Origin of the sequence: Ignavigranum ruoffiae (assembly GCF_023195815.2) — a bacterium.
Lineage (GTDB): Bacteria > Bacillota > Bacilli > Lactobacillales > Aerococcaceae > Ignavigranum > Ignavigranum ruoffiae.
Map to the genome: position 1 here is coordinate 39,211 of NZ_CP096206.2, position 13,537 is coordinate 52,747.

General features: G+C 43.7%; 5 protein-coding genes and 2 rRNA genes. 5 read left to right on the top strand and 2 right to left on the bottom strand.

Features of this window, described 5'->3' with window-relative positions; genetic code table 11:
- Nucleotide 1: 1 nt before the first annotated feature.
- Together rpoC and M0R79_RS00200 are read left to right on the top strand one after the other, a co-directional pair.
- Nucleotides 2–3,631: a DNA-directed RNA polymerase subunit beta' gene (rpoC, locus tag M0R79_RS00195; RefSeq protein ID WP_248416926.1), complete on the top strand. Its 3,630-nt coding sequence runs from the start codon at nt 2–4 to the stop codon at nt 3,629–3,631.
- Nucleotides 3,632–3,896: 265 nt separating this feature from the next.
- Nucleotides 3,897–4,274, top strand: a complete 378-nt coding sequence (locus M0R79_RS00200) for a hypothetical protein (RefSeq protein WP_259560644.1) — start codon at nt 3,897–3,899, stop codon at nt 4,272–4,274.
- On the opposite strand, the gene M0R79_RS00205 is transcribed toward M0R79_RS00200, so the two are convergent.
- Complete coding sequence (locus M0R79_RS00205; protein WP_248417164.1) at nt 4,275–4,679, bottom strand: (deoxy)nucleoside triphosphate pyrophosphohydrolase; 405 nt, start codon at nt 4,677–4,679, stop codon at nt 4,275–4,277.
- A 72-nt stretch (nt 4,680–4,751) separates the two neighbouring features.
- Here M0R79_RS00205 and M0R79_RS00210 point away from each other — a divergent pair, with 72 nt between their 5' ends.
- Nucleotides 4,752–7,652, top strand: a complete 2,901-nt coding sequence (locus M0R79_RS00210) for a DEAD/DEAH box helicase (protein WP_248416922.1) — start codon at nt 4,752–4,754, stop codon at nt 7,650–7,652.
- A gap of 84 nt (nt 7,653–7,736) precedes the next feature.
- Here the strand turns inward: M0R79_RS00210 and M0R79_RS00215 are convergent, their stop codons facing one another.
- On the bottom strand, nt 7,737–8,423 hold the full coding sequence (locus M0R79_RS00215) for a prepilin peptidase (RefSeq protein ID WP_248416920.1): 687 nt from the start codon (nt 8,421–8,423) through the stop codon (nt 7,737–7,739).
- A 421-nt stretch (nt 8,424–8,844) separates the two neighbouring features.
- Between M0R79_RS00215 and M0R79_RS00220 the strand changes: the two genes are divergently transcribed.
- Both M0R79_RS00220 and M0R79_RS00225 read left to right on the top strand, forming a co-directional pair.
- A 16S ribosomal RNA gene (locus tag M0R79_RS00220) occupies nt 8,845–10,391 on the top strand.
- 201 nt (nt 10,392–10,592) lie between these two features.
- A 23S ribosomal RNA gene (locus tag M0R79_RS00225) occupies nt 10,593–13,461 on the top strand.
- The 16S and 23S rRNA genes sit together here, the layout of an rRNA operon.
- The last annotated feature ends 76 nt before the right edge of the window (nt 13,462–13,537 follow it).

Sequence of the window (13,537 nt, forward strand, 5' to 3'; positions counted from 1 at the left end):
TTTGATCGATGTGAATACATTTGAATCCATGAAAATTGGATTGGCATCCCCAGAAAAAATTCGTTCATGGTCATACGGTGAAGTCAAGAAACCAGAAACGATTAACTACCGGACCCTCAAACCTGAAAAAGATGGTCTGTTCGATGAACGGATCTTTGGTCCAACCAAAGACTGGGAATGTGCTTGTGGAAAATATAAACGTATTCGTTATAAAGGACGGGTTTGTGAACGTTGTGGGGTTGAAGTCACACGTTCCAAAGTTCGGCGCGAACGGATGGGCCATATTGAATTAGCCACCCCCGTAACCCATGTATGGTATTTTAAAGGGATTCCTTCCCGGATGGGCTTGGTCTTAGATTTAAGTCCACGCTTACTGGAAGAAGTCATTTATTTTGCTTCTTATATTGTGATTGATCCAGGTGATACAATCTTAGAACACAAAGCCCTACTTTCTGAATTAGAATATCGTGAACGTAAACGTGAATACGGAGATCGTTTCGTAGCTAAGATGGGGGCTGAAGCGATTCGCGACTTATTAAAACAAGTTAATCTTGAAGCTGAAGTTGCTGAATTGAAAGAACAATTGAAGACAGCCACCGGCCAAAAACGGACACGGGCGATTCGTCGACTTGAAATTCTAGACTCATTCTTAGAATCTGGAAATAAATTAACTTCAATGATTATGGAAGCTTTGCCAGTTATTCCACCTGAATTGCGACCAATGGTCCAATTAGAAGGGGGTCGCTTTGCAACCAGTGACTTGAATGACTTATATCGTCGGGTAATTAACCGAAATAACCGTTTGAAACGTTTGTTAGATCTTGGTGCTCCAGATATTATTGTGCAAAATGAAAAACGAATGCTACAAGAAGCGGTCGATTCATTGATTGATAACGGTCGTCGCGGTCGTGCCGTTACCGGACCTGGTAACCGGCCATTGAAATCTTTATCGCATATGCTAAAAGGGAAACAAGGACGTTTCCGTCAAAACTTACTAGGAAAACGGGTAGACTACTCTGGACGTTCAGTTATCGTAGTTGGACCAACTCTAAAAATGTATCAATGTGGTTTACCAAAAGAAATGGCGATTGAATTGTTCAAGCCATTCGTGATGAAAGAATTAGTAGAACGTGAAATTGCCGGAAATATTAAAATGGCTAAGAAAATGATTGAGACCCAAGATGATCAAATCTGGCCAGTGATTGAAGAAGTTATCAAAGAACATCCCGTTCTACTGAACCGGGCACCGACCCTTCACCGCTTGGGAATCCAAGCCTTTGAACCAGTATTGGTCGACGGTAAAGCCATTCGACTTCACCCATTAGCCTGTGAAGCCTACAACGCCGACTTTGACGGTGACCAAATGGCGGTTCACGTGCCTCTTTCTCATGAAGCTCAAGCTGAAGCACGATTATTAATGTTGGCCGCTCAACACATTCTGAATCCAAAAGATGGAAAACCGGTCGTGACTCCTTCTCAAGACATGGTTCTAGGAAACTATTACCTAACCATGGAAGAAGCTGGTCGTGAGGGCGAAGGTATGCTTCTATCTAGCGAAAGTGAGGCAGAACTTGCTTATGTTAATGGTTATGCCCACTTACATACCCGGGTAGCAATTCCAGCCAAAGCCTTAGCGGCTAATGGTAAGGAATTTACCGAAGAACAAAGCTCTAAGATCTTAGTGACAACCATTGGTAAGATTCTATTTAATCAAATCATGCCGAAAGAATTCCCATTCTTAAATGAACCAAGTACTGAGAACCTAACAGTGAAAACTCCTGATAAATATTTCTTAGAACCGGGCTCAGACATTAAGGCAGCGATTGCTGAGATGCCATTGGTAGATCCATTTAAGAAGAAATATCTTGGTAAGATCATTGCCGAAGTCTTCAAACGCTATAAAGTAGCTGAAACTTCTAAAATGCTCGATAAGATGAAGAATCAAGGATACAAGATTTCAACCCGGGCGGGGATCACCGTCGGCGTTGCTGACGTAATCCGTCTAGAATCGAAAGAAGAAATTTTAGAAAATGCTCATAGCACGGTTGAAAAGATTACCAAACAATATCGTCGTGGTCTGATTACCGAAGACGAGCGCTATAATAATGTAATTCGTACATGGGAAAAGGCTAAAGATGCTATCCAAGATAATCTGGTTGAAGAACTACCAAGATTGAACTCCATTAATATGATGGCGGACTCCGGAGCCCGTGGTAATATCTCTAACTTTACCCAATTAGCAGGAATGCGGGGGAACATGGCGGCTCCGAGTGGTAAAATTATCGAATTGCCAATTACCTCTAACTTCCGTGAGGGACTATCTGTCTTGGAGATGTTCATCTCCACTCACGGGGCACGTAAAGGGATGACCGACACGGCCTTGAAGACCGCTGACTCTGGTTACTTGACTCGTCGTCTGGTGGACGTGGCTCAAGATGTCATTGTTCGTGAAGATGATTGTGGGACTGAAAAAGGGGTTATCGTTGAGGATATTCGTGATGGTAACTCTATTACAGAATCCCTGGAAGAACGTTTAATCGGTCGGTACACTCAAAAAACAGTCTACCATCCAGAAACAGGCGAAGTGATTATTGGTCGTAACCAATTGATCAATGAAGATATCGCAGCTCAAATTGTGAATGCAGGTATTGAAAAAGTAACCATCCGTTCTGTCTTCACTTGTAATACGAACCACGGTGTATGTAAGCACTGCTATGGTCGAAACTTGGCCACGGGTGAAGAAGTTGAAGTTGGGGAAGCTGTCGGAACCATCGCTGCCCAATCGATCGGTGAACCAGGTACTCAGTTAACCATGCGTACCTTCCATACCGGTGGGGTTGCGGGTGGTGGCGACATCACTCAAGGGTTACCGCGGATTCAAGAAATCTTTGAAGCCCGGAATCCGAAAGGTCAAGCTACCATCACTGAAGTGGCTGGTGAAGTTGAAGCCATTGAAGAGAAAGCCTCAGACCGAACCAAAGATATCACTATCAAAGGAATTACTGATACGCGTACTTATAACGTTCCTTTCCAAGCCCGCTTGAAAGTTAAAGTCGGCGACCAGGTGGAACGTGGCCAAGCCTTGACCGAAGGATCAATCGATCCGAAGGAATTATTACGCGTAACCGATGTACTAACTGTAGAAAACTACTTACTCCGTGAAGTTCAAGGAGTTTACCGTGGTCAAGGGGTAGAAATTGGCGACAAACACGTTGAGGTTATGGTACGTCAAATGCTACGCAAGGTACGAATTATGGACCCAGCTGATACCAATATCTTGCCAGGTGCCTTATTAGACATTGCTGACTTTACTCAGGCGAATGAAGAGATTATTAAGTCTGGCGAAGTGCCAGCAACAGCTCGTCCAGTTATTCTTGGAATTACCAAGGCTGCCTTACAAACCAACTCCTTTATCTCGGCTGCTTCCTTCCAGGAAACAACGCGCGTCTTAACAGATGCAGCGATCCGGGGTGACAAGGATCCACTAATTGGTTTGAAAGAAAATGTGATTATTGGTAAGTTAATTCCAGCCGGAACTGGTATGCAACGTTACCGTCAAGTGGTTACCAATACATCAGCTGAGCAAACAGCTATTGAAAGCCAAATTGACGAATTTGCAGAAGAAGAGTAGCTAGCAATGTTGCCAACAGAATAAGTCCATAGAAACAAAACAAACGGTGTTGGAAAGGGATCGCCCTGACCAGCACCGTTTTTTGTGTTTTATGGAGGAGGAGTTTAAAGACTCAAGTTCGTCGGAGAAATTTTCATTGTATCAAAAAAATGGAAAGGAAAGTATTTATCAGGTGCGCACTCGGTATAGATATAATGCGTAGAAATGTGGTATAGTGAAGATAATTATGCTGTTTTGTAGCGAAATCGATAGTTATTTAAAATTATTGCAGAAGAATAATGCCAAGTTAGCAAGTTTAATGGAGACTATGTGGTTAGATATTGAAAGAGATCCAGCGCATTACCAAAATCATGAAGTTTCTCAAATTCTAGAGGAGCTAATTGCTAATTCGCAAGAAGAAGTCATCCGGCAAATTTCTCAGAAGTGGTTTATTGAGGAAGATAAGCTTTCCTTTGTCGTAGAAAATTACAATCCAAAACGAGATAAACAAAACGGGGAAAATGAGTTAAAAGAAACTTCTGATTATCAGGCTTATAAAGAAAATACTGAGAACCCGGTCTCCAAACTTAAATATTGGGGCCAAGTTCTCAAGGATATTCGTCTGAATATGGATCAAGAAATCCTACCACTTAGAAAGAGATAATCAGAGATTTTTCTTAGTCATCAGTTCTTGAGCAAGAGGGATATCGACTGGGGCCCAATCTAGGCTCATCAGTTGAGAGCGGTCGACCCATTTGGCTTGCAAATGCTCGGTCAGCTGATATTGATTATCAGTAATCGTTGCTGAATATAGTTTCATTTCAACTCGGCCAAAATCATAGTCATAGGCGGCCTCTCCTATATATTGACTAATTATCAATTCAGCCTTTAGTTCTTCTTTTATTTCCCGGATCAAAGCTTCTTCCTGGCTTTCTCCGGGTTCAATTTTTCCACCGGGAAATTCCCAAAGCCCTGCTAGACTTCTGCCTGGACCACGTTGAAAACAAAGAATTTGGTCGCGATCATTATAGATGGCTGCTGCTACAACATTGATTGTTTTAATAAAAATCCTCTCCTTATGTTTCTTTTTATGATCAAATGGTTATAATAATATTATCATATTTACACAAGGACGATGTCGATGAAGCAAAAATATTCAAGCCAATATCAAGAATACCTGGGCGAATCTTTGAAATTTGGTTTTATTAATAATATTGATTATAAGAACGCCACCTATTCGCCGAAAATATTAATGAATAATCCGGAAACGGGTCAACATGTCTTAACAGATATTCAAAATGAACTTAATAAATGTTTCTCTTTCTCCATCAATGTTGCCTTTGTTACTGAGGCGGGAATTGGAATGTTAAAGACCCATTTTTCTGATTTTGCAGATCGAGGGGGTCATGGTCGATTAATGATCTCACCTTATCTAGGCTTTAACCAACCAAAGGCCCTGCAAGAGTTATTAAAGTTGCGGAATGTCGAAGTACGAATGGCTAAAGACGACCTGAATAGTCATGCTAAAGTCTATATGTTCAATCATGGATTAGAACAAGTTGTGATTGTAGGTTCTTCCAACCTGACTCATAACGCTCTTAAGTTAAACTATGAATGGAATATCAAATTATCTTCTACAGATAATGGTGATTTTATTCAGAAAACAAAAGACAACTTTGACCAAGTTTGGCAACAAGCAGTTCCTTTAACAACACAAATTATTGAAGATTATCAAAAGGCTATTTATCGCCCGTTAACTTTGACGCCAAAGCCTATGGAAGAAACGTTGGCTGACTATCAAAAAGTAATCAAACCTAACCGAATGCAAGCTGAAGCATTAATCGGGCTAGCCAAGATGCGTCAGCAAGGAGCCCAAAAGGCTTTGATCATTTCAGCTACTGGAACCGGAAAAACCTATCTGTCTGCTTTTGATGTAAAAAAATATCAACCAGATCGATTTTTATTTATTGTCCACCGCGAACAAATCCTTCGCAAAGCTTTGAAAGATTACCAGCGCGTTATTGGTTTCATGGATGAAGAAGCCTGTATTTTCCAATCGGGCAAGCCTCTTGGACAGGAGAAATACATCTTTGCTACCATTCAGTCTTTAAGTAAAATTGACAATCTCTATCAAATTGATCCGCAATGGTTTGATTATATTTTAATTGACGAGGTACATAAAGCCGGAGCTCAAACTTATCAACGAGTCATCGATTATTTTCAGCCGAAGTTTTTGCTAGGGATGACGGCAACACCAGAACGAACTGATGACAAAAACATTTATGAATTATTTGATTATAATATTGCTTATGAAATCCGTCTGCAAGAAGCTTTAGACGAAGACATGTTATGTCCTTTCTTATATTATGGTGTGTCTGAATTAGTCTATCAAGGTGAGCTACTGGATGATAAAACTCAATTTACTAATTTAGTTACAGACCAACGAGTTAAGCACATTATTGATAAAATTCAGTATTATGGCCATTCAGGTGAACATGTTAAAGTCTTAATCTTTTGTTCTAAAAAAGAAGAAGCTCGGGAACTTTCAGCCCTGTTCAATCAAAGAAGTTATCGAACAGTCGCTTTAACCGGCGAAGACCCACAGGCGACTCGTGAGCATTTCGTTCAAGAATTAGAAGAGGGCAAATTAGATTATATATTCACGGTAGATATCTTTAATGAAGGAATTGATATTCCGACTGTAAATCAAGTGGTCATGTTGCGTAACACCCAATCAAGTATTGTATTTATTCAGCAATTAGGCCGGGGTTTGCGTAAACATGCCAGCAAGGAATTTGTCACCATTATTGATTTCATTGGGAATTATCAGAATAATTATTTAATTCCGATTGCCTTATTTGGTGACCAATCGATGAATAAAGATAATTACCGCCGTGATTTAGTAAATCGTAATCAACTCACTGGGCTAACGACCATCAACTTTGAAGAGATTGCCCAACAACAAATTTTTGATTCTATTCGTAATACTAATCTTTCCAGTATGAAAGTCTTACGTGAAGCCTATCAAGACTTAGCAAACAAACTCGGTCGACCGCCTATGTTAAAAGATTTTATTCTATCTCAATCGATTGATCCGATTGTCTTTTTCGAACGTAATTTAAGACATTATGGGGATTTTCTAGTAAAAATGAAATTAGATCGCTATCGCAATCTTTCTGAACGAGGACACGCGAGCTTAAACTTTATCTCCCATGAGCTCTTGGACGGTAAGCGCCCTCACGAGTTATTATTATTGAAACAGTTGATGAAATCACAGGGGAGTGTCAAAGTTGCTGATTATTTAGCCATGCTTCACCAACAAAACATCTACAGTGATCAAAATATTTTGAATTCGGTTTTAGGGATTCTTGATTTATCTTTTTATACTGAACAAAGTTTGAAGAAATATGGTCAACCAATCATTGAATGGAATCAAAGTCAGATTATTCTCTCTGAAACCTTCCAACAATTACTAAGTAATCCCCAATTCCTTGAACTGGTTCAAGATATTATCGATACTGGACTCATTCGAAATCAAAAATACCCAGCTTCAAGAATGAAAGAACGTCTGGAGCTTGGCGAAAAATATTCACGAAAAGATTTCTGTCGTTTGATGGGTTGGGAACGGGACGAATCTTCTACAATTTATGGTTATAAAAATAAATATGGAACCTGTCCAATTTTTGTAACTTATCATAAGAGCGATGAAATCAGTGAATCCACTCAGTATGGTGATCGCTTTATTAATGAACAAGTCTTTCACTGGTATACTCGAAGCAATCGAAGTTTTGCTTCAAAAGAAGTAGCCGATATTATTCAGCTAGGCCATGATCCTTTAGCTATTTCACTTTTTGTTAAGAAAGAAGATGGGGAAGGCAAAGATTTCTACTATCTAGGTCGGGTGCGACCGATTGAAGGCACACCAAAAGAAACCTTTATGGATCCGGAAACTCAAAAGACACCCGTAGTAACCATGGACTTAAAATTAGATCACCCCATTCCTTATAATTTAATGCAGTATTTATTAAGTGGTGATCAGTAAAGCGAATGAATCGTTGTAAATGGTTGAAGTTTTTATTGACTTTTATCAGTAAACCTCAGTAAAGTGCCTAAGTTGGCACTTTTTTTATTGGTGAAAATATTGTCTAAATATGTGAGTAATTATGTAAGAAAAAAATATAGCCGGGACAAAAGGAATAGCTCTATTAGTAAAACGTAAATTTTTATATAAAAAGGTCATGATTAAACCGATTAAAGAAGCCAAGGCAAGAAAGTAAGGATAAAGTTGAACTGGGAAGTACAAACAAAGGATTGAAAGTAATTTGATGTCAGCAAAACCTATTCGACCGGGACGAAGATAAGCAATGATAGATAAAATAACAAAAATCAATCCAGCGTAGCAAAATCTCTCTTGCTCAGGATAAAAGATCAGTCCAAGAAGGAGCAGACACAGCTGTAAAAAATCTGGCACCCAGCCCTGGTGATAATCAATTAAAGCCATCAGAGTTAATATATATAAGCTGATTAAAGAAACATTGATATGGAATGGGAAAAGATTTGCCCAGAGTAATGAAAGAAGAGCGATGGATAGTTCAAGGAGAATATATTTATAAGAGAATCGTTGTCGACAGAATAAACATTGCGAATTAGAGAATAATTGGGACAAAATGGGAACAAGCTGAAAATATTTTAAAGGTCTTTGACAATGATCGCAACGCGAGCGTCGCAACCAAGAAATGTTTTGGACAGCCCATTCTTCAGCTAAGACAGGGAGAAAGGATCCCATACAAGCTCCAAAAATAAAATAAATCATGAGATAGTTCACCTTCTAACGGTTAGTCTTTTTATAAATACCAGGTTGAAATACAAAATACGAAAATAATTCGAAAAAGTTACAAATAATCATTGACCCATTCTGAAAAGCATGCTAGTATAGTAATCACCGTTAAGGCGAAGCCAAATGTTAACCAGCTTTTGAAATAAAAAATAAAATAATTTTAAAAACTTGTTGACAAAGTCATCGCTCGATGGTATGATGTAATAGTTGCGTCACAACCCCTTGATGAGGACAGTGGCGCACGAAAGCTCATTGAAAACTGAACAAAGACACACCAAACTTGTAATAGGGGTTCATTATGAACACCCCCGAATATAAATTCGAGACACTGGCGATACCCCAGTCTAAACCTGGTATCACACAGTCAGTATTGAATTGAGTAAAGACTCAAACAATCTTTCATGAGAGTTTGATCCTGGCTCAGGACGAACGCTGGCGGCGTGCCTAATACATGCAAGTCGAACGCACAAAGAAGGAGCTTGCTTCTTCCGCGTGAGTGGCGAACGGGTGAGTAACACGTGGGAAACCTGCCCTTTAGCGGGGGATAACATTCGGAAACGGATGCTAATACCGCATAGGCCAGTGAGTCGCCTGACTCATTGGGGAAAGATGGTTTTGCTATCACTAAAGGATGGTCCCGCGGTGCATTAGCTAGTTGGTAAGGTAACGGCTTACCAAGGCGATGATGCATAGCCGACCTGAGAGGGTAATCGGCCACATTGGGACTGAGACACGGCCCAAACTCCTACGGGAGGCAGCAGTAGGGAATCTTCCGCAATGGACGCAAGTCTGACGGAGCAACGCCGCGTGTGTGAAGAAGGACTTCGGTCCGTAAAGCACTGTTGTTAGAGAAGAACCATCCTGTATTAACTGTACAGGACTTGACGGTATCTAACCAGAAAGCCACGGCTAACTACGTGCCAGCAGCCGCGGTAATACGTAGGTGGCAAGCGTTGTCCGGATTTATTGGGCGTAAAGGGAGCGCAGGTGGTGGCTTAAGTCTGATGTGAAAGCCCACGGCTCAACCGTGGAAGGTCATTGGAAACTGGGTCACTTGAGTGCAGAAGAGGAAAGTGGAATTCCATGTGTAGCGGTGAAATGCGTAGATATATGGAGGAACACCAGTGGCGAAGGCGACTTTCTGGTCTGACACTGACACTGAGGCTCGAAAGCGTGGGGAGCGAACAGGATTAGATACCCTGGTAGTCCACGCTGTAAACGATGAATGTTAAGTGTTGGGGGGCTTCCACCCCTCAGTGCTGGCGTTAACGCAATAAACATTCCGCCTGGGGAGTACGGCCGCAAGGCTGAAACTCAAAGGAATTGACGGGGACCCGCACAAGCGGTGGAGCATGTGGTTTAATTCGAAGCAACGCGAAGAACCTTACCAGGTCTTGACATCCGCTGCATAGCTTAGAGATAAGCGAAATCCTTCGGGACAGCGAGACAGGTGGTGCATGGTTGTCGTCAGCTCGTGTCGTGAGATGTTGGGTTAAGTCCCGCAACGAGCGCAACCCTTATCATTAGTTACCAGCATTGAGATGGGGACTCTAATGAGACTGCCGGTGACAAACCGGAGGAAGGTGGGGATGACGTCAAATCATCATGCCCCTTATGACCTGGGCTACACACGTGCTACAATGGATGGTACAACGAGCAGCGACCTCGTGAGAGCAAGCGAATCTCTTAAAGCCATTCTCAGTTCGGATTGTTCTCTGCAACTCGAGAACATGAAGCCGGAATCGCTAGTAATCGTGGATCAGCACGCCACGGTGAATACGTTCCCGGGTCTTGTACACACCGCCCGTCACACCACGAGAGTTTGTAACACCCGAAGCCGGTGGCCTAACCTTAGGGAGGGAGCCGTCGAAGGTGGGACAGATGATTGGGGTGAAGTCGTAACAAGGTAGCCGTATCGGAAGGTGCGGCTGGATCACCTCCTTTCTAAGGAGCTTGGAAACAAGTGGCTGTCTTTGTTTAGTTTTGAGTGAGCTTTCACTCAATGATCATTGAAAACTGAATATCAAACACACCATAGATTGTGTCTCGATGCGAGCATAATTTATGGCAAATAATTTCTAGATAATGAACCGAGAAATAAACCGAGTTGTACGAAAGTATAACAAACCAAGAGCGCGAAAGAGTGGTTAAGTAACCAAGGGCGCACGGTGAATGCCTTGGCACTAGGAGCCGATGAAGGACGGGACGAACACCGATATGCTTCGGGGAGCTGTAAGTAAGCTTTGATCCGGAGATTTCCGAATGGGGGAACCCCACAACTGAAGGTTGTGACACGCAAGTGAGGTAAACGCAGAGAACTGAAACATCTAAGTACCTGCAGGAAGAGAAAGAAACATCGATTCCCTAAGTAGCGGCGAGCGAACGGGGAAGAGCCCAAACCATGGTGCATGCACCATGGGGTAGTAGGACTCCCATACGGGAGAGGACGCAGTAACCGAATGACTTGGGAAAGTCAGTCAAAGAGGGTGAGAACCCCGTAGGTGAAACTGTAACCTCCCCGGGAGGATCCTGAGTACGGCGGGACACGAGGAATCCCGTCGGAAGCGACCAGGACCATCTGGTAAGGCTAAATACTCCCTAGTGACCGATAGTGAACCAGTACCGTGAGGGAAAGGTGAAAAGCACCCCGGGAGGGGAGTGAAAAGAACCTGAAACCGTGTGCTTACAAGTAGTCAGAGCCCGTTAAGGGGTGATGGCGTACCTTTTGTAGAATGGACCGGCGAGTGATGATAGTTGGCAAGGTTAAGTTGAAGAAACGGAGCCGTAGCGAAAGCGAGTCTGAAGAGGGCGACAGTCAGGTGTTATCGACCCGAAACCAAGTGACCTACCCATGTGCAGGTTGAAGGTGTGGTGAAACACACTGGAGGACCGAACCGAAACACGTTGAAAAGTGTTCGGATGACGTGTGGGTAGCGGAGAAATTCCAATCGAACTTGGAGATAGCTGGTTCTCTCCGAAATATATTTAGGTATAGCCTCAAAGTAAGCGTCGTGGAGGTAGAGCACTGTTTGGACTAGGGGGTCTATCGACTTACTGAATCCAGATAAACTCCGAATGCCATAGACGTATCTTTGGGAGTCAGACTGCGAGTGCTAAGATCCGTAGTCGAAAGGGAAACAGCCCAGCCCACCAGCTAAGGTCCCTAAATTACTGTTAAGTGGCAAAGGATGTGGGGTTGCCTAGACAACTAGGAGGTTGGCTCAGAAGCAGCCATCCTTGAAAGAGTGCGTAATAGCTCACTAGTCGAGTGACCCTGCGCCGAAAATGTACCGGGGCTAAACAGTATACCGAAGCTGTGGATTCATCGTAAGATGAGTGGTAGGAGAGCGTTCTATAGGCGGCGAAGCGATACCGTAAGGAGTCGTGGAGCGTATAGAAGTGAGAATGCCGGTATGAGTAGCGCAAGACGGGTGAGAATCCCGTCCACCGAATGACTCAGGTTTCCAGGGGAAGGCTCGTCCGCCCTGGGTTAGTCGGGACCTAAGCTGAAGCCGAGTGGTGTAAGCGATGGCCAACAGGTAGAGATTCCTGTACTTATCATTTGTGATTGAGTGATGGAGTGACACAGGAGGTAATGTTCCGCATCCGGATGGAAGAGGATGTCGAAGCAACGAGGTGGATGAGGAGTAAAAGGCTTCTCATTGTAACATTGAGTTGTGACCGGGAGTGAAATGAAGTAGCGAAGGGAACTAGCCACACTGTCGAGAAAACCTTCTAGCGAATAAATGGTAACCCGTACCGCAAACCGACACAGGTAGTCGAGTGGAGCACACTCAGGTGATCGAGAGAACTCTCGTTAAGGAACTCGGCAAAATGACCCCGTAACCTCGGGAGAAGGGGTGCTGACTGACGTCAGCCGCAGTGAATAGGCCCAAGCGACTGTTTATCAAAAACACAGGTCTCTGCTAAACCGTAAGGTGATGTATAGGGGCTGACGCCTGCCCGGTGCTGGAAGGTTAAGAGGAGCGCTTAGCGCAAGCGAAGGTGCGAATTGAAGCCCCAGTAAACGGCGGCCGTAACTATAACGGTCCTAAGGTAGCGAAATTCCTTGTCGGGTAAGTTCCGACCCGCACGAAAGGCGTAACGATTTGGGCACTGTCTCAACGAGAGACTCGGTGAAATTATAGTACCGGTGAAGATGCCGGTTACCCGCGACAGGACGGAAAGACCCCATGGAGCTTTACTGTAGCTTGATATTGAGTGTTTGTTGACCATGTACAGGATAGGTAGGAGCCAATGAAGTGTGGACGTTAGTCTACATGGAGGCGCTGGTGGGATACTACCCTTGGTGAATGACCCCTCTAACTCGCGTTAAAGAAACGGAAGACAGTGTCAGGTGGGCAGTTTGACTGGGGCGGTCGCCTCCTAAAGTGTAACGGAGGCGCCCAAAGGTTCCCTCAGAATGGTTGGAAATCATTCGCAGAGTGCAAAGGCAGAAGGGAGCTTGACTGCGAGACAGACAGGTCGAGCAGGGACGAAAGTCGGGCTTAGTGATCCGGTGGTACCGTATGGAAGGGCCATCGCTCAACGGATAAAAGCTACCCTGGGGATAACAGGCTTATCTCCCCCAAGAGTTCACATCGACGGGGAGGTTTGGCACCTCGATGTCGGCTCATCGCATCCTGGGGCTGAAGTCGGTCCCAAGGGTTGGGCTGTTCGCCCATTAAAGCGGTACGCGAGCTGGGTTCAGAACGTCGTGAGACAGTTCGGTCCCTATCCGTCGCGGGCGTTGGAAATTTGAGAAGAGCTATCCTTAGTACGAGAGGACCGGGATGGACGCACCGCTGGTGTACCAGTTGTTCCGCCAGGAGCATCGCTGGGTAGCTATGTGCGGGATGGATAAGCGCTGAAAGCATCTAAGTGCGAAGCCAGCTTCAAGATGAGATTTCCCAATTCGTAAGACCCCTGAGAGACGATCAGGTAGATAGGCTAGGAGTGGACGTACAGTGATGTATGGAGCGGACTAGTACTAATCGGTCGAGGACTTAACCACGGATTTGAGGGAAGTGATGGGAATTATTTGGATGAAGGGTTGATATTCAGTTTTGAGTGATTAGACACTCAGCGAA

What these genes read in the sequence shown, in the direction of transcription:
- M0R79_RS00210 (WP_248416922.1), top strand. Translation starts at nt 4,752, where the DNA reads ATGAAGCAAAAATATTCAAGCCAATATCAAGAATACCTGGGCGAATCT.
- M0R79_RS00215 (WP_248416920.1), bottom strand. Translation starts at nt 8,423, where the DNA reads ATGATTTATTTTATTTTTGGAGCTTGTATGGGATCCTTTCTCCCTGTC.